Genomic DNA, 17,636 nt, shown 5'->3' on the forward strand with positions numbered 1-17,636 from the left:
AGAAACTTCTTGGCTGCCGTCCACATCGCAGCCATCGTCGCCTATTGGATCAATTGAGTCTGGACCCTAGTCCGCGGACTAGCTAGGGCGTGTACTCATCACTCAAGCGCTTAATTTCGGCGGCCCAGATGTCCGCTCATCCCTCAACAGCGGCACAGGAGCGGACATCGCCGGAGGTCGCCGGTGGGCCAGTGCACTCTACCTATTCCATCGCCTCGCCGGCGCAATGCGCTCCGCTGACTGACTCATGCCGAGACTGAACTCGCCCATAGGCCAGCTTCTTGGTGCTATACTGCTTGCGCCTTACATAGGAGGTCCCCTATGACAAACCGCACAGTCGTTGCTGCGCTAGTTGGGTTGGGTTTTGCCTTGCCCGTCGTTGCACTGGCGCAAGACCAGCCCCTCGAGGAACAGCTCGTCAATGCAATGAACAAGGTATTCGGGGTACATCCCGGATTTCGTGCCAATCATGCTAAAGGCATCGTGGTCGAGGGTAGTTTCAAAGCATCTCCGGAAGCCGCAGAGCTAAGCCGAGCGGCCCTTTTCAACGGCGGCACGATCCCCGTGACGGTGCGCTTCTCGGATTCCACGGGGTACCGAACCTGCCGGATGGGTCCAAAGACGCCAACCCGCACGGGATGGCTGTGAAGTTCCATCTGCCGGACGGCAGCGACACCGACATTGTGATCAATTCCCTCAAGTTCTTCCCTGTGTCTACGGGCGAAGAGTTTCGCGACCTGCTATTGGCGCTGTCGGAGAGCCCGCCGAGTGCTACCAAGCCGACGAAATCCGAACAGTTCGCGGCGAGCCACCCCTCGGTTCCTGCCGCCTTCAGCACCGTGGCCACGCCAGACAGCTTCGCCGACGAAGAATACTTCGGCATTGATGCGTTCGTTTTCGTCAACAAAGCGGGTGAGAGGCAGGCGGTCCGTTATCAGATGCTGCCCGAGAACGTCGTTCATCTGGATAAGTCTGACGCTGCGAAACGAGCACCGGACTTCTTGATGGAAGAGTTGCCAGAACGCCTGAAGCGGGGACCGGTGATTTTTCACTACAAGGCACAACTCGCTGCGGCGGACGATTCCACGAAGGATCCGGCGAAGCCCTGGCCCGACAATCGTAAGGTGGTAGAGCTTGGAGTGCTGACGATCGACAGGGCAGCAGCGAACAGTGTCGAGGCCCAGAAAAGATTACTGTTTCTACCGGGACAGCTCACCGATGGAATCGAGCAGTCCGATGATCCGCTGATTGACATCCGCGGTGCCGCATATGCTGTTTCGTTCTCGCGGCGCAATCCCTGACCATCAGGGTATGCCGTGGTCAGAACCATGGAAGTAACGTCGTCACGTTCGCGTTCGGGGTACCCGTTCTGTGCCTGTCCTCTCCAATGATGCAGGATCTTCATCAAGAACTAATGTTCGCCTGAGCAAACCAATCGACTGCTCTGGATCACTAGCAGCAATGCTCCAACCGATCAGAAGATTTCCGCTCGGCCCCCAGGAGCCGACATTGTCTTATGAGTACACGCCCTAAACTAGCTAGGGGCGTGTACTCATAACTCAAGCGCTTAATTTGGGCGGCCCAGATGTCCGCTCATCCTCAACAGCGGTACAAAAGCAGACATTGCCGGGGGTCGCCGATGGGCCAGAAGCGGTGACGCGCCGGTCATACCGTCTTCCAAATTGCAACGTAATCCATAGAAATGCGACCACTGCGTCCTGATTACGGCTTCGACGCGACACTAGTGTCGGTTGGCAAATCAGGAACGACTTGCTTTATCCAATCCGTAAATGCCGAGACGCGAGTATAGACGCCATACTTATTTGGCTTTGCGCAATCTTCACCCCAACTCGTAATTCCAATCTGATACTTGCGGCCCGCTTTATCAACGGCGGCGAGCGGTCCTCCGCTTGACCCCTGGCAAGAGTCAACTCCGCCAGCTGCAAAGCCAGCACATACGTTGCTAGTCGGATCAATATCCTTACTCATACTCGCCAAGCACACCTTGTCTTCAACAATGGGAATTTGGGCTTCTAAGAAAGCAAAGTCCTTTGAGGCTATTGCTGCAACCATCACTACAGTCCCAGGGGCTGGGTCAGTTGCTTTCGCTCGCGATAGCGTCACGTATGGGGGCGGCAATGACTCTTTTAGGTCGAGGATAGCGATGTTGTTCCGCGGTACTGGATCCGTCGAGAACGACGGATGCACAAAAACCTTCGCAACCTGTACCTCTTTTTTGGTTCCCTCTGCGTTTGCAAGCACTATCGAAACCGCAGGGGTTGACCCGTTAAAGCCAGAAACGCAGTGGGCAACCGTTAGTACCGTGTGCGGACCAATTACCGTGCCCTGACAAAAGAGCGTGGCAACGGGAGCTCCGGTCAATTTTAACCCAACTAACCAAGGCCAAGCCACGCCAGAGTTTAGGGTTCCGCCGATCACCGGAGGACGCGGCTCAGATGTAGTTCCTACCTGGGGGGCGGCATCGGGATTATTCTTGAGGTACGCACTGATTTTCGCTGCATAGTCCGGCAACAAGCCAGCGTCGACCAGGAATTTAAGATTGTCTCGTACCGTTTGGGTTTTCGGACTTTCAACAAACTTTTTTATGAGATCAGCCTGAAGCGCCTGCTTTGCGGCTTGCGCTGCCGCCTCTGCTTTGGCGGTCTCGGCCCTTGCGGCGAGCTGTGCCTTGGTACCTTCAAGCTCAACGTTTGCAGATGCGGTGAGATGATTTGAGATAATTGTACTCATGACGGTGATGAAACCACCCACGATCGCGAGGGTGAATGGGTTGGCAAGCAACTCTTTCCATTCTTTGTCTCGAGCGCCCGCCAGTTCTTCACGTTTCAGCCGAAACTCTATCGCGGCTTTCTTCCGGTCGAACCGAAGGCGCTCCCAATCCAGCGCGAGCCTCTCCGTCTTAGTCTCCCTGTCGCCGCTCGTGTTGCTGGCTTCTTGCTCCATCGCAGGTCATCCCAAGGTGCGGATAACAAATCTTGGTCGAAGATAGGACCCAGTTCAACTACCGCTTTGAGCGCACCTCAAGCTCAATTCGATGTCGGCAGAAAATCCGCTGCGGGTCACTAGCAGCAATGCTCCAACCGATCAGAGGATTTCCGCTCGACCCTCAGGAGCCGACATTGTCTTATCAGTACACGCCCTAATTCAACCCCGCCACGATCACCACCACCACCACCGGTAACGTCGCCGCCGCCAGCAGCGTGCCCAGCGCAACCGCTCCCGACACCGGGTTCACCAGCCGCTGATACTGAACCGCAAAGATATACGCGTTCGCACCGGTCGGCATCGCCGCGAACAGCACGACCACGCCGGCCGCTAGCGGCGGCAGGTCCAAGAGCTTTGCCAGCAGGAAGGCGGCCGCCGGCATCGCCAGCTGTTTTAGCGCGCACATGACGACGATGCCGAGCTTCTCGCCCTTGACCTCGAAGCGGAACAGATTGATGCCGAGCGCGATCAGCGCTGCGGGCGATCCCGCCTGCGCGAGTAGCTCGATCGTCCTGTCGACGACGGGATTGAGGCCAAAGCCGGTGAAGCGCCAGACGAGGCCGAAGCCGATCGCCAGCATGATCGGGTTGCGCGAAAGATCCAGCAGCACCGGCAGAATGATCGACAGGGCCGAGCCCGTCTGCTTGCGACCGGTCCATTCCATTTGCAGCGTGCCGCAGAGCCAGAGCAGCGGCGTGTTCACCGACAGGATCAGCGCCATCGGCCCCGCCGCCTCGTTTCCCAGCGCCGAGAGCGTGAGCGGAATGCCGAGCATCACGATGTTGCCGTAGACCGACCCGATCGCGAAGACCACGCCGTCCTCACGGTCCTCGCGCAGCAGGGCCGACAGCGCCAGCGCCGCGATCCAGGTGATCGCCAGCGCCCCGTAATAGGCGCCCCACATCCGGAAGGCGCTCAGGTGCGGGAATTCCGAGACGACGATGGTGCGGAACAGCAGGGCCGGGATGGCAATGCTGAAGGCGAATTCGGAAATGCCCTTGTGCGCGGTCTCGGAGACGAAGCGAAACAGCACCGCCGCATAGCCGGCCGCGATCAGGGCAAAGACCGGCGCGACGATCAACACGGTGGCCATGCGGTCCTCACATCATGGGGATATCCGCTGACCACCCCCACGCGCCCTCGATCATGGCATCATGCCGCTGTTTTGCCCGACATGTCAAAGGGGCTTCGTAAAATCCGCAAAAAGCCGCTTCGGTCCCATTGGCTACTTTGCATGGGGTTGTTTTCGCATTTTTTGTCGGACGGTCACCGAAGCTCTAGGCCCCACCCGATCTCGCCAGTTCTTCCAAAGGGTTAGCCGCGCACCGCGGAGTCTTGCCCGGGATGGATCGATCGGCTACCGGGCATCGCTTCACTTTGTCCCCGCACACAGCTGTCATCCCCCGCGAAGGCGGGGGATCCAGTACGCCGCGGCTCCTCGGGGAACTTCAGGCGTCTCTGGAATACTGGGTCACCCGCCCCAGTGCGCATCCGCGCCAGGCGGGTGACGACAGCGGAGAATGCGGTGTGACCCACCAGCCTCGGCGCGTTGGTGCCGCCGGTCTGGCCGGTGCTGGGCTGACTGCCTGTTGCCCGGAGCGCACAGGTCGCGGTTTTCGCATCAGGGCTCGGTTGCCAACGAACGGGCGTTCACCCACTATTCCCTCCGACAAGACAATTTGGGGGGATCAATGCCGGCGTTCCGCTTTGAGAAGTCCCTGGCTGCTGCAATCTCCGGGATTGCCCTGGCCATCCTGATCCAGCCCGGCGCTGGCTTCGCCTACACTCCCGAACAGCAGCAGGCCTGCTCGCCGGATGCGATGCGGCTGTGCGGCGAGTTCGTTCCAAACGTCGATGCCATCACCGCCTGCATGGTCCAGAAGAAGGCGCAGCTCTCGCCGCCATGCCGGGTGTTCTTCCGGCAGGGGCCGGAGCCGGGCGAGGTCCGCGCCGGCCGGCCGGCCGACATCAAGCCGCATACCGCGAGGAAGAGCACCAAGCCGGCGTCGAAGGCGAGCAAGAAGAAAAAGGCCGACGAGACCTGAGCGCCCTGCTGCACCGCTCATCCGCAGACACATGCCCGGGCCTGTCCCGGGCATTCGCGTTTTGGTGTCGCTTGCGCGGAGCCTGGTCCTGACGGCGAGGAGATGCCTGCACCCCGAGATTCAACGTGGGACCTTTCATCCGATTGTGGAGAGGCGGAGGACCCTCAGTCAAAATGACTCAGGGCATCAGCTTCGCGACAGCCTAAGGACTCCTTTTGTTCACGCCCCACGCGGGTGGCTGCAGCAATTACCCATTGCGATCGGCGGAAAAGAGCCGCATCAGGATTTGCGCGGCGAGGTTGCATTCCACTCTTTCCCGCATTGCTGCTCAAAAAGCGCACGAAATGCTGGTGTGACAGGCGATTCATTGCTGTTCGTATCCGCGTCGCGCGAAGCAGTGTGACTCAAAAGCCAACACGCCTTGTTATTTCGTGGCGGCGACGCAACTCCCGGTAAATTTTTCTTTCACGAATCAGCGCGGTGATTCATTTTCGTGGTCTGGGGTCAATCTGGAGGCCAGAGGTATGAACGTTATTGTTTTTGCATCGCGTAAAGGCGGCTCGGGCAAGAGTACCCTGGCTGCTCATCTTGCCGCGCAGATCAAGGCGACCAAGCCCATTCTGCTCGTCGATGCCGATCCGCAGGGGTCGCTCACGCTGTGGCACAAGCTGCGTGGCACCAACGAGCCGCCGATCAAGGCAGCAGTGAACTCCGTCAGCGGCATCGTCTCCGCTGCCAAGCGCGACGGATATGAATGGGTGTTGATCGACACGCCGCCGAATCTGTCGGCCGTCGTCGACGACGCGATCAGGAACGCGACCATGGTCATCATTCCGGCGCGTCCCGGCGTGTTCGACGTCAACGCGGTGCAGGAAACGATTCAGATGTGCCGCGCGGCGCGCAAGCCCTACGCGGTCGTGCTGAACGGTGCGCCGGCCCGTCGTGATGACGCCGAGAGTCCGATCGTCACCATCGCCCGCGAGGCGCTGGCGAAGTTCCGCGCACCGGTGTGGGGCGGCCAGATCACCAACCGTTCCGACCTCCTGATGGCGCTGAGCCATGGCGAGGGCGCGCGGGAGTATCAGGCCGAGAGCCGTGCGGCTCAGGAAATTGCGAGGCTGTGGGCGGCGATCGAGCGTTCAGTGAAGGCTATTCGCGGCACGGCGTCGGCATCCGGCGCAATGCACAAGCAGGCGGCTTAGTTTCATTATTGCGTTTCCCGGACGAAAAACGCGCGGACAAGCCGCGCGTTTTGCGTGTCCGAAGTCCGGTGGAGGCGGGTTACGCCACCATCAGCATGTAGAACACGATCACCGGCGACAGGGTCAGGATCACCGACCAGATGCCGACGGACCAGAGAATGTCCTCGGTGGTAAAGCCTTGCTGTCCGGCGTCGTAATGCGACGCCATATCGTTCTGACTATTCACAAACGCCCCCGCGATTTCTTCGCTTATGGGCCCAGGTGATACGCGAGAGGTTTTAAGATTCCGGATCGCAACTGCGTTGGCATTTGAACACAGATGCTACCCGCGGATTAACCATCCGCGCTGGGCCTTTGTCAGCCCACGAGCCAAACGCGAAACAGCAGGACCGACAGCAGGCCGAGCATCACGGCCCAGAAGCCGAACGACGACACCACCAGAATTCCCTGCAAGAGATCGGCGGGCGCGAATTGGCGCGCGGCCGTAGGCCGGGTTCGATGCCCCATGGTTTTTCCCCCTTCGGAAGGTCTTCGGTGAAGACGATAGGCGCGGTTGCGCAAACGGGACGTGGACGCGCCATGCCGCGGCTGCGAAGGCGGTTGGGGTGGGGTTAACCAAGAGCGCTTCTTCCCCTCTCCCCTTGTGGGAGAGGGTGGCTCGCCGCGGAGCGTCGAGACGGGTGAGGGGTCTCTCTCCGCGAACTGATCTGCTGCAGTGAGTGTGCGGAGCTAAACCCCTCATCCGGCGCGCACGATGTGCGCGCCACCTTCTCCCACAAGGGGAGAAGGGACGGCAGCGTGCGCGGTGGAGAGGCGAGGGAAGAGCTACGCCGCGACTTTCACCCGTCGTTCGATCTCGTGATCGAGTGTGGCGGCGAGCTCGCTGCTCACCTCCACCATCGGCAGGCGCACTTCGGGGCTGTCGATCAGACCCGTTCGCCATAGCCAGTACTTCGCCGGCGCCGGACTCGGTTCAGCGAACAACAGGCGCGTCAGCTCCGCGACGTCTTGCCAGCGCGCCAGCGCCGCGCTGGCGTTGCCGCGCTTCAGCTCAGTGTAGATGGCGGCGAAGGCTGCGGTCTCGAGATGGGCGGAGAGCAGGATGCCGCCGTCGGCGCCGTCGGTGAGCGCCTCGTGATAATTGGCGTCCTCGCCGGTGAGCACGCGGAAGCCCTTCGGCCGGTCGCGGAGCAGCGCGATCGATTGCTCGCGGCTCGCGCCGCAATCCTTCAGGCCGACGATGTTCGGATGCTCGGCAAGCCGCAGCAGCGTCTGGTTGGTGACGTTGACCGAGGTGCGATAGGGGATGTTGTAGAGCGCAAGCGGCCAGGCGGCGTGATCGGCGAGCGCTTCGAAATGCGCAAGCAATCCGCGCTGCGACGGCCGCACGTAGTAGGGGCTCGCGATCAGATAGCCGTCGATCGGCCAGTCCGCGGTCTCGTCGAGCCGATCCTTGAGCCGCGAGGTGTCCGCGCCGGAGAGGCCAAGGCAGATCGGCACCGTGCGGCGGCCGGCCGCCATCTCGTCGCGCACGGTAGCGACGAGGCGTTCGAGCTCGGCGTCCCGCAGCGTCATGCCTTCGCCGGAGGTCGCGCCGAGGATGTAGCCGTCGACCGCTTGCGCCGTGTAGTGCCGCGTCAGCCGCCGCAGCGACGTCTCGTCGAGACGGCCGTCGCGAAACGGCGTCACCAGCGGCAGCCAGAGCCCTTGCAGATGTTCTCGTAGACCGGTCATGTTCCATCTCCTTGTCAGATTGACCTGAGACGGAGGGCACATGAAAAAACCCCGTCCAGGTGGCGGGGTTTTCGGGATTGCGACGATGACGAAGCTTGGCTAGCGCGCGCAAAATTCCGAGGTCCCCGGATGGGGGCCTTTTTTCGAGACAACTGCGCACGACTTCGTGATCATTGGCAAATGATGCGGGGTATGCCTGGAACTGTCAATACACGCGGAGGGCGAATACCCAATTTGACGAAAAAAAGCCGGGCCCAATGAGCCCGGCTTAGGTATTGGCCACGTGAGGCCGACACAATCACCTTCCAAGAGGGATTACTGAACTCCCGCGCCACTGGAGGAGGGGGACAAATGCGCAACGCGAAGGCTCAGCGTGCAAACATTATGGGCTTGCCCTGAGCCTTGCAGCAACCGCCGAGGTCGCATGTCAGACATGCGGAAATCAGGACGGCCAGCGCTGCGCCTTGCTCACCACGAAGTCGCGGAACACCTGCACGCGCGCGACCGTCTTCAGCTCTTCGGGATAAACGAAATACGTATCAAGCTGGATCGAATCCGACTCGCCGAACAGTTGCACCAGGCGGCTGTTTTCCTCGACGAGGTAATCCGGCAGCGCGGCGATGCCGAGGCCCTGCTGACAGGCGCGCACGAGGCCCAGGATGTTGTTGACCTTGAAGTACGCTTCGCGCGGACCGCTGCCGTTGCGCCCGGCTTCGATCAGCCAGTTGCGGTTCTGAAGATGCGGCGCGAAGTTGCCGTCGCTGAGCGTGATGATGCGGTGGGAGTCGAGCTCCTCCAGCGTGCGCGGCGTGCCGAAGCGCTTGATGTATTCCGGCGAGCAATAGGCGTGGAAGCCCATCGCGAACAGCTTGCGCTGGATGAGATCGGGCTGCGTCGGCTTGCGGGTGCGGATCGCGACGTCAGCCTCGCGCATCGACAGATCCAGCTCCTCGTCGGTGACGATCAGCGAGATCCGGATCTCCGGATAGAGCGCGGTGAATTCGCCGAGTCGCGGGATCAGCCAGTTGATGCCGACGCCGGGCGTGGTGGTGATCTTGAGATCGCCGCTCGGCCGCTCGCGGCTGTCGGTCAATTTCGCACGCGCGGCCTGGAGCTGCATGAACACGTCATGCGCGGTGCGGAACAGCAGGTCGCCCTGCTCGGTGAGGATCAGGCCGCGGGCGTGGCGGTGGAACAGCGAAACCGAGAGCTCCTGTTCCAGCGCGCTGACCTGCCGCGAGACCGCCGATTGCGACAGGCCGAGCTGTTCTCCCGCATGCGTGAAGCTGCCCGCTTCCGCCGCCGCGTGAAACACCTTCAGCTTGTCCCAGTCCATGTCCGTAAATCCGTCGCGTGTTCTAGCCATGGTCATCATTCCGCTGCCGCGCGCTCACTGGCGCGCAGGGCCAAGAAACGTTCGGCTTCGAGCGCTGCCATGCAGCCGAGGCCGGCGGCCGTGACGGCCTGGCGATAGGTCTCGTCGGCGACGTCGCCGGCGGCGAACAGGCCGGGCACCGAGGTGGCGGTCGAGTTCGGGGCGACCTCGACATAGCCCGACGGTTTGAGCTTGACCTGATCCTTCACGAGCTCGGTTGCCGGCGCATGTCCGATGGCGATGAACACGCCGTCGGCTTTCACCTCGGTGAGCGCGCCGGTCTTGACGTTCTTGAGGCGGACATGGGTGACCTTGCCCGGATTGGCCTCGCCGCAGATCTCGTCGATGACGCTCTCCCAGACCACCTTGATCTTGGGATGCTTGAACAGGCGGTCCTGAAGGATCCGCTCGGCGCGGAAGTGGTCACGGCGGTGCACGAGCGTGACCCGGGAGGCGAAATTGGTCAGGAACAGCGCCTCTTCGACCGCGGTGTTGCCGCCGCCCACCACCATCACTTCCTTGCCGCGATAAAAGAAGCCGTCGCAGGTGGCGCAGGCCGACACACCAAAACCCTTGAAGGTCTCCTCGGACGGGATGCCGAGCCAGCGCGCCTGGGCGCCGGTGGCGAGGATGACGGTATCGGCGAGATAGACGTCGCCGGAGTCGCAGGTGAGCCGGAACGGACGGTGGGAGGTCTCCAGCTTGGTCACCAGATCGGTCTTGATCTGGGTGCCCATGTGCAGCGCCTGTTTCTCCATCTGCTCCATCAGCCAGGGGCCCTGGATCACGTCGGCGAAGCCGGGGTAGTTCTCGACGTCGGTGGTGATGGTGAGCTGGCCGCCCGGCTGGATGCCCTGGATCAGGATCGGCTCGAGCATCGCACGCGCGGCGTAGATCGCCGCCGCGTAGCCGGCGGGGCCGGAGCCGATGATGACGACCTTTGCATGGACAGGGGCGGGCATTTTCACGGACGCCTTTCTTGGGGGATTCGCAGCGCGGGCGCGGAAAGTGCCAAGAGGGCGTCGCGGAGGCGCTGAAATATCAGAGCTAATCTAAGCCTTCTGGTGAGCTATGCAAGAATTGCATTCCCAATCGGCGGATTTTTCCAACAGGGAACAAAACTCGATTGCGTTGCACGCGCAATAAAATTGCGCACCCGATGCGGACTCGGCTATGAGGATTGCGACAGACCCACCCGATACCGCCGCTAGGCCAGGAGTTCCAATCACGTGTCGCGGAACCTAGACGAGATCGATCTCAAAATTCTCGCCGAGATTCAGGCCGACGGTCGAATCACCAATGTCGAACTGGCCAAACGGGTCGGAATTTCGCCGCCGCCCTGCCTGCGCCGCGTCCGGGCGCTGGAGGAGGAAGGCTATATCCACGGCTATCGCGGCCTCCTGGACGCCCGAAAGCTCGGCTTCGACGTCACGGTGTTCGCCGCCGTGCACCTCTCCAGCCAGGCCGAGGCCGACCTGCGCGCCTTCGAGGAGTTCGTCCGCGCCGAGCCATTGGTGCGCGAGTGCTGGATGCTGTCGGGCGAAGTCGACTTCATCCTCAAATGCGTCGCGCCCGACATGGCGACCTTCCAGGATTTCGTGACGCACCTGACTGCGGCACCCCATGTGCGCAACGTGCGGACCTCGCTCGTGCTGCACAATTCGAAATACGAGGCCGCCGTACCGCTGGATGTGAAGGGGCGGAGATAGGACCTGCTGTCTTCTCCGTCTCCCCGTTATTCGCCGTTCCTCTCCCTCTCCCCGTTCTGACGGGGCCGCGACGAGCTTCGCTCGCGCTGAGAGGGGGAGGGGCTCTCCCGAACGAGTTGGCCTAGCCGTCTTCTCCATCATTGCGAGCGTAGCGAAGCAATCCAGACTGTCTCCGCGGAAAGATTCTGGATTGCTTCGCTGCGCTCGCAATGACGCGTGGTGAGGGCGCAAGCTCGCCTCACGACGCGAAACACGCCGCAACAAAAAGGCCGCGCGATGCGCGGCCTTTTCAAATCATCGTCAAACGTGACGGCAAATAATTACCGCCACTCCACCTTGGTGATCTCATAGGCCTTGGCGCCGCCAGGCGTGTTGACCTCGACGGTGGCGCCCTTCTTCTTGCCGATCAGCGCGCGCGCGAGCGGCGAGGTGATGGAAATGCGGCCCTTCTTGGCGTCGGCCTCGACCTCGCCGACGATCTGCCACACCGCCTTCTTCTCGGTGTCCTCATCGACCAGCGTCACGGTGGCGCCGAATTTGATGGTGTCGCCGGACAGCTTCGAGATGTCGATGATGTCGGCGCGCGCGAGCTTGTCCTCGAGCTCGGCGATGCGGCCCTCATTGTGGGACTGCTCTTCCTTCGCGGCGTGGTATTCCGCGTTTTCCGACAGGTCTCCGTGTGAGCGCGCCTCCGCGATATGTTCGATGATCCGCGGACGGTCCACGGACTGGCGCTGCTTCAATTCTTCCCCGAGCGCGGTAAAACCGGCCAGAGTCATCGGAACCTTTTCCATCGCTTCTCTCGTTCTACGGCTGCGCGCCCTCGAAAAGAAAGGGCGTCGCAGCCATGATTCGACACTATTTCCGGGACTGAACACGCAGCCACCGGAACGTTATGTGGGTCTGGCGCCGGAACAGAACAACCACATGGCGGGACAGTTCCTCCGGCCATTGTGGCTGCATTGCCAATCGCTTAGCGGAAGCTTCGCCCCACCAACGATCAGGTTTCCGAAAAATAGCTCTGCAGGGTACGAACCTCAAGGTCCCCGCCCAGATAGGCGCGGATGCCCTGCGCGGCCGCCACGGCCCCGGAAAGAGTGGTGTAATACGGCACTTTATGCAAGAGGGCCGCGCGACGCAGCGAACGGCTGTCGGCGAGCGCCTGCGGGCCTTCGGTGGTGTTGAAGACGAGCTGGATGTCGCCGTTGGTGATGGCGTCGACGATGTGCGGCCGGCCCTCCAGCACCTTGTTCACCTTCTCGGTCGGAATGCCCTGGTCGGTGAGGAAGCGCTGCGTGCCCGACGTCGCCAACACCTTGAAGCCGAGCGAATGCAACAGGCGCACCGCCTCGGTGATGCGAAGCTTGTCGCTCTCGCGCACCGAGACGAATACCGTGCCCTTGCCTGGTACCGGCGTGCCACCGCCGAGCTGGCTCTTGGCGAATGCGACCTCGAAGGAGCTGTCGATGCCCATCACCTCGCCGGTCGAGCGCATCTCGGGGCCGAGCACCGTGTCGACGCCGGGGAAGCGCGCGAACGGGAACACGGATTCCTTCACGCCGACATGCTTGAGCTCGCGCTTCCTGAGCTTGAAGTCGGCGAGCTTCTCGCCGGCCATGATGCGCGCGGCGATCTTCGCGACCGGCGTGCCGATCACCTTGGCGACGAACGGCACGGTGCGCGAGGCGCGCGGGTTGACCTCGAGCACATAGATATCGCCGTCCTTGATGGCGTATTGCACGTTCATCAGGCCAACGACGTCGAGGCCAAGCGCCAGCTCACGGGTCTGCCGCTCCAGCTCCTCGATCATCTTGTCATCGAGCGAATAGGGCGGCAGCGAGCAGGCGGAGTCGCCGGAATGGATGCCGGCTTCCTCGATGTGCTCCATGATGCCGACGATGAAGACGTCCTTGCCGTCGCAGAGACAATCGACATCGACCTCGGTGGCGTCGGAAAGATAACGATCGAACAGCAGCGGGTTCTTGCCCAGCACGGTGTTGATCTGCCCGGTCTTGTCGTTCGGATAGCGCGCCTTGACGTCGGCCGGCACGAGCTCCGGCAGCGTGCCGAGCAGGTAGTCGTTGAGCTGGTTCTCCTCACGGATGATCTGCATAGCGCGGCCGCCGAGCACGTAGGACGGACGCACCACCAGCGGCAGGCCGAGATCCGCGGAGACGAGGCGGGCCTGCTCGACCGAATAGGCGATGCCGTTCTTCGGCTGCTTCAGCCGCAGCTTGTCGAGCACGCGCTTGAAGCGGTCGCGGTCCTCGGCGAGATCGATCGCGTCGGGCGAGGTGCCGAGGATCGGCACTTCGGCCGCCTCCAGCGCACGCGCGAGCTTCAGCGGCGTCTGGCCGCCGAACTGCACGATCACGCCATGCAGCGTGCCCTTGCTGCGCTCGGTCGCGATGATCTCCAGCACGTCCTCGGCGGTGAGCGGCTCGAAATAGAGCCGGTCGGCGGTGTCGTAGTCGGTCGACACCGTTTCCGGGTTGCAGTTGATCATGATGGATTCGTAGCCAGCGTCATGCAGCGCGAAGCAGGCGTGGCAGCAGCAATAGTCGAACTCGATGCCCTGGCCGATGCGGTTCGGGCCGCCGCCGAGGATGATGACCTTTTTCTTGTCCGACGGCGCGCTCTCGTCCGCAACTGCGCCCGCGAATGGCGCCTCATAGGTCGAGTACATATAGGCGGTGGGCGAAGCGAACTCGGCCGCGCAGGTGTCGATGCGCTTGAACACGGGACGAACGCCGAGCGCGTGGCGCTTCGCCGTGACCTCGGCCTCCGTGGTTTCCGAGAGCACGGCGAGCCGCGCGTCCGAGAAGCCCATCGCCTTCAGGCTGCGCATGCCGAAGGCGTTGGACGGAAGGCCGTTCTTCTTGATCTTGGCTTCCATGTCGACGATGACGCGCATCTCGGCAAGGAACCACGGGTCGATCTTGCAGGAGTTGAAGATATCCTCGTTGGACCAGCCGAGCCGCATCGCCTGCGCGACCTGCAACAGCCGGTTCGGCGTCGGGGTGCCGAGCGCCGCGCGGATCGCATTCTTGTCGTCGCCGTGGCCGAGGCCCTCGATCTCGATCTCGTCGAGGCCGGTGAGACCGGTCTCGAGCCCGCGCAGGGCCTTCTGGAGGCTCTCCTGGAACGTGCGGCCGATCGCCATGACTTCGCCGACCGATTTCATCGAGGTGGTCAGCGTGGAGGAGGCGCCCGGGAATTTCTCGAAGGCGAAACGCGGGATCTTCGTCACCACGTAATCGATCGTCGGCTCGAACGAAGCCGGTGTCGCGCCGCCGGTAATGTCGTTGGCGATCTCGTCCAGCGTGTAGCCGATCGCGAGCTTGGCCGCGACCTTGGCGATCGGGAAGCCCGTTGCCTTCGAGGCCAGCGCCGAGGAGCGCGACACGCGCGGATTCATCTCGATCACGACCATGCGGCCGTCGGCCGGGTTGATGCCGAACTGCACGTTGGAGCCGCCGGTCTCCACCCCGATCTCGCGCAGCACCGCCAGTGAGGCGTCGCGCATGATCTGGTATTCCTTGTCCGTCAGCGTCAGCGCCGGCGCGACGGTAATGGAGTCGCCGGTGTGCACGCCCATCGGATCGAAGTTCTCGATCGAGCAGACGATGATGCAATTGTCCTTCTTGTCGCGCACCACCTCCATCTCGAACTCTTTCCAGCCGAGAACGGATTCCTCGATCAGGACTTCGTTGGTGGGGGACGCATCGAGGCCGCGCTCGATGATGTCGAGGAATTCTTCCTTGTTGTAGGCGATGCCGCCGCCGGTGCCGCCAAGCGTGAAGGAAGGCCGGATGATCGCGGGCAGTCCGATCTCGGACAGTGCCATCAGCGCTTCGCCGAGCGCATGCTGCTGATAGTGCTTGCGGCGTTCGTTCTCGCCGAGCGACCACTGTCGGTCGAGCTCCTCAAGCGCGTGGCCCGACAGCTTCTCGCGTTCGGCGACGTATTTGTCGCGATAGGACTTCTTCAGCGCCGAGGCGTTGGCGAGCCGCGACTTCGGCGTCTGGAGCCCGATCTTCTCCATGGCGTTGCGGAAGAGCTGACGGTCCTCGGCCTTGTCGATCGCGTCCGCGGTCGCGCCGATCATCTCGACGTCGAACTTGTCCAGCGTGCCCTGCTTGCGCAGCGAGAGCGCGCAGTTCAGCGCGGTCTGGCCGCCCATGGTCGGCAGCAGCGCGAAGCCGCCGGGGACGACGTGGCGTTCCTTCTCGATGATCTTGGCGACGATCTCCGGCGTGATCGGCTCGATATAGGTCGCATCGGCCAATTCCGGGTCGGTCATGATCGTGGCCGGGTTGGAATTGACGAGGACGATGCGGTAGCCCTCTTCCCTCAGCGTCTTGCAGGCCTGGGTGCCGGAATAGTCGAATTCGCAGGCCTGGCCGATCACGATGGGACCGGCGCCGATGATCAGGATGGTCGAGATGTCGGTTCGTTTGGGCATCACCGCTCGCGGGCTGGAATTTAGGCACAAAAAAAGGGCGCGCTCGCCGCGCGTCCCCTTGAGCCGAGAGCGCGGGGGTTCCCTCGCGCGCGGGTGGGTCATAGACCAGTTTTTGGGGCGGCGAAACCCCGAAAAATGCCCATCAACCGGCAATTTTCACGGGTTTTGGCCGGGCCTGCCAGCTCCGGGCGAGATGCACCAGAAGCGACGCCGCAACGCTCGATCCGCCGACCCAGCCGAGATCGGTTGGCGAGAGCGCCGCAAGCACCACGCCGCCGAGCGCTCCGCCGATGGCGAAGCCGAGATACATCGCCGAGGCATTCAGCGAGAGTGCGATCATCGAGGCCTGCGGTTCGATCCGGATGATGCTGGCGAGCTGAGCCGGATAGAACGCCCAGCCCGAGATGCCCCACAGGAAGATCGCGCCCAGCACCGCGTAATACGCCTGGTCAGGCATCAATTTCAGGACCACCGAATGCAGGATCAGGGCTGTCGCCATGCCCGCGAGCCCGAGCCCTGCGGTGGCCAGCGTGCCGAGCCGGTCGGCCAGGACGCCGCCGAGCATGTTCCCGATCGCGGCCGCCCCGCCGAACACCAGCAGCGCAAGACTGATCCTGGAGGCGTCGAAACCGAGGCTTTTCAGCGGGACAGCGAAATAGGTGAAGACGGTGAAGCCGCCGAGCGCCCACAGGATGGTGATGACGAGCGCAATCAGGACGTTGCCGTGACGAGCCACGGCCAGCCGCTCAGTGAGCGAGGCCGTATTGCGCGGCAGCCCGCGGGGCAGGCCGAGTAGCAGGCCTGCGAGCGCGACGGCGCCGAGCAGGGCGACCATGGCAAAGGTCGCCCGCCAGCCGAACAGGCTGCCGACGAGGTTGCCGAGGGGAACGCCGACGACAGTCGCGACCGAGATGCCGGAGGTGACCAACGCCACCGCCCGGCCGCGCCGCTCGGGCGAGGCAACCGCAACGGACACGGCGAGCGCCGTCGGCATGCAAAGCCCGGCACCCAGTGCCATTAGCATTCGCGATGCCAGCAGCAGGGCGTAGCCCGAGGCCACGACTGCGGCGAGGTTGCCGGCGATGAAGGTCGACAGCGCGAGTGCCAGCACCGTGCGGCGGTCGATGTTGTTCAGCGTTACGGCGAGGATCGGCGAACCGACCGCATAAGTGAGGGCGTAAGTGGTGACCAACTGCCCGGCGGCGGAGACCGAAATCCCCAGATCAGTGGCGATCGCCGGCAAAAGCCCCGCAATAACAAAGCCTTCCGTGCCGATCGCGAATGCGGCCAAGGCCAGCCAGAGCACGCTCATGGGATATATTCCTATGTTCAAAGTTTATTGAACTATTGTTCGAGCAGGTTTCAGTGTCAATTGGTTCAAGAACTATTGAACATCGTCGCCGTCGCATTATGATCCCGGATATGAGCCGCACGCCCCTCCACCCCACCCGTGAGCAGATCGAGCTGCCGATGGTTCTGGATTGCCTGAGCGATCCGATCCGGCTCGCGATCGTCTACCAGCTCGCCCAGCAAGAACGTGTCAGCAGCGAACTGCGCTGCGGCGACTTCAGCGGGCTCGGGGCCAAGTCGAACCTCGCCTATCACTTCGCCAAGCTGCGCGAATGCGGACTGACGCAGACCCGTATCGTCGGCACCAGCCGCATGACGAGGCTCCGCCGCGAGGATCTGGACGCGCGCTTCCCGGGCTTGCTCGATGCCGTGATCAACTCCGCAGCCAGGGATGCCGATCGGCTTCAGCTTGTTCCCGAGTGCGATGTGGCCGGCGTGGATTGAAGCTTGATGAGATGAGATTCGCCTGATCGTCGGCGAACTTGCGCGTCGGCCGCTGATTTGCCCGTCGTTTCAATGCCTTCGCAACATGCAGCGAGACATCACCCGGCCGTAGCAGGCTACTTTGCATGGGGTTGTTTTCGAGATTTTGGTTGGACGGCCGCGAAAGCCCTCGAGCTACGGCGAGATCCAGTCCGTCTACGCTTTCGCTTCGCTCAAGCTACGCCGGACACGCTTTGCCGCGTCGGTCTAGCGTGGCTGCGCCACGCGTAGCCCCGTCGGGGCGAAGCGTGGAGACCCGGCCTGGAT

The 17,636-nt window shown here is 62.5% G+C and carries 14 protein-coding genes and 1 pseudogene; 5 read left to right on the top strand and 10 right to left on the bottom strand.

Annotation, left to right across the window (positions count from 1 at the left end):
• Window positions 1-321 precede the first annotated feature (321 nt).
• Window positions 322-1,301, top strand: a pseudogene (locus AYJ54_RS21960) (catalase family peroxidase).
• Between the two features lie 421 nt (window positions 1,302-1,722).
• On the opposite strand, the gene AYJ54_RS21965 reads toward AYJ54_RS21960, so the two are convergent.
• Window positions 1,723-2,964, bottom strand: a complete 1,242-nt coding sequence (locus tag AYJ54_RS21965) for a serine protease (protein ID WP_063702110.1) — start codon at window positions 2,962-2,964, stop codon at window positions 1,723-1,725.
• 196 nt (window positions 2,965-3,160) lie between these two features.
• Window positions 3,161-4,099 carry an AEC family transporter gene (locus AYJ54_RS21970; protein WP_063702112.1) on the bottom strand — a complete coding sequence of 313 codons (939 nt, stop codon included), beginning with the start codon at window positions 4,097-4,099 and terminating at the stop codon, window positions 3,161-3,163.
• A 598-nt stretch (window positions 4,100-4,697) separates the two neighbouring features.
• Here AYJ54_RS21970 and AYJ54_RS21975 point away from each other — a divergent pair.
• A complete protein-coding gene (locus AYJ54_RS21975; protein WP_063702114.1) occupies window positions 4,698-5,051 on the top strand; it encodes a hypothetical protein in 354 nt (117 codons plus the stop codon).
• Window positions 5,052-5,575: 524 nt separating this feature from the next.
• On the top strand, window positions 5,576-6,253 hold the full coding sequence (locus AYJ54_RS21980) for a ParA family protein (RefSeq protein WP_063702116.1): 678 nt from the start codon (window positions 5,576-5,578) through the stop codon (window positions 6,251-6,253).
• Between the two features lie 79 nt (window positions 6,254-6,332).
• Here AYJ54_RS21980 and AYJ54_RS50780 read toward each other — a convergent pair whose 3' ends face one another.
• From AYJ54_RS50780 to trxB, 5 genes are all read right to left on the bottom strand, one after another.
• Complete coding sequence (locus tag AYJ54_RS50780; protein WP_161491885.1) at window positions 6,333-6,479, bottom strand: hypothetical protein; 147 nt, start codon at window positions 6,477-6,479, stop codon at window positions 6,333-6,335.
• A gap of 131 nt (window positions 6,480-6,610) precedes the next feature.
• On the bottom strand, window positions 6,611-6,760 hold the full coding sequence (locus AYJ54_RS51345) for a hypothetical protein (RefSeq protein WP_201724238.1): 150 nt from the start codon (window positions 6,758-6,760) through the stop codon (window positions 6,611-6,613).
• A gap of 318 nt (window positions 6,761-7,078) precedes the next feature.
• Complete coding sequence (locus AYJ54_RS21985) at window positions 7,079-7,987, bottom strand: 4-hydroxy-tetrahydrodipicolinate synthase family protein (protein WP_063702118.1); 909 nt, start codon at window positions 7,985-7,987, stop codon at window positions 7,079-7,081.
• Window positions 7,988-8,429: 442 nt separating this feature from the next.
• The gene (locus AYJ54_RS21990) at window positions 8,430-9,353 is read right to left on the bottom strand and encodes a LysR family transcriptional regulator (protein ID WP_027551803.1); all 924 of its coding nucleotides are present in this window, start codon (window positions 9,351-9,353) and stop codon (window positions 8,430-8,432) included.
• 5 nt (window positions 9,354-9,358) lie between these two features.
• Window positions 9,359-10,324 (bottom strand): thioredoxin-disulfide reductase, encoded by a 966-nt coding sequence (trxB, locus tag AYJ54_RS21995; protein ID WP_063702120.1) that lies wholly within the window; start codon window positions 10,322-10,324, stop codon window positions 9,359-9,361.
• Between the two features lie 267 nt (window positions 10,325-10,591).
• Here trxB and AYJ54_RS22000 point away from each other — a divergent pair, with 267 nt between their 5' ends.
• Window positions 10,592-11,071: an Lrp/AsnC family transcriptional regulator gene (locus AYJ54_RS22000; protein WP_027534298.1), complete on the top strand. Its 480-nt coding sequence runs from the start codon at window positions 10,592-10,594 to the stop codon at window positions 11,069-11,071.
• 320 nt (window positions 11,072-11,391) lie between these two features.
• Here the strand turns inward: AYJ54_RS22000 and greA are convergent, their stop codons facing one another.
• From greA to AYJ54_RS22015, 3 genes are all read right to left on the bottom strand, one after another.
• Complete coding sequence (gene greA / locus AYJ54_RS22005) at window positions 11,392-11,865, bottom strand: transcription elongation factor GreA (RefSeq protein WP_063702121.1); 474 nt, start codon at window positions 11,863-11,865, stop codon at window positions 11,392-11,394.
• A 206-nt stretch (window positions 11,866-12,071) separates the two neighbouring features.
• Entirely contained in the window at window positions 12,072-15,536 is a 3,465-nt protein-coding gene (gene carB / locus AYJ54_RS22010) for a carbamoyl-phosphate synthase large subunit (RefSeq protein ID WP_063702123.1), read from the bottom strand.
• A 142-nt stretch (window positions 15,537-15,678) separates the two neighbouring features.
• On the bottom strand, window positions 15,679-16,848 hold the full coding sequence (locus AYJ54_RS22015) for an MFS transporter (RefSeq protein WP_063702125.1): 1,170 nt from the start codon (window positions 16,846-16,848) through the stop codon (window positions 15,679-15,681).
• A 110-nt stretch (window positions 16,849-16,958) separates the two neighbouring features.
• Here AYJ54_RS22015 and AYJ54_RS22020 point away from each other — a divergent pair, with 110 nt between their 5' ends.
• On the top strand, window positions 16,959-17,330 hold the full coding sequence (locus AYJ54_RS22020; RefSeq protein ID WP_063702250.1) for an ArsR/SmtB family transcription factor: 372 nt from the start codon (window positions 16,959-16,961) through the stop codon (window positions 17,328-17,330).
• Window positions 17,331-17,636 lie beyond the last annotated feature (306 nt).

This window comes from Bradyrhizobium centrolobii, assembly GCF_001641635.1.
Classification (GTDB): Bacteria; Pseudomonadota; Alphaproteobacteria; order Rhizobiales; family Xanthobacteraceae; genus Bradyrhizobium; species Bradyrhizobium centrolobii.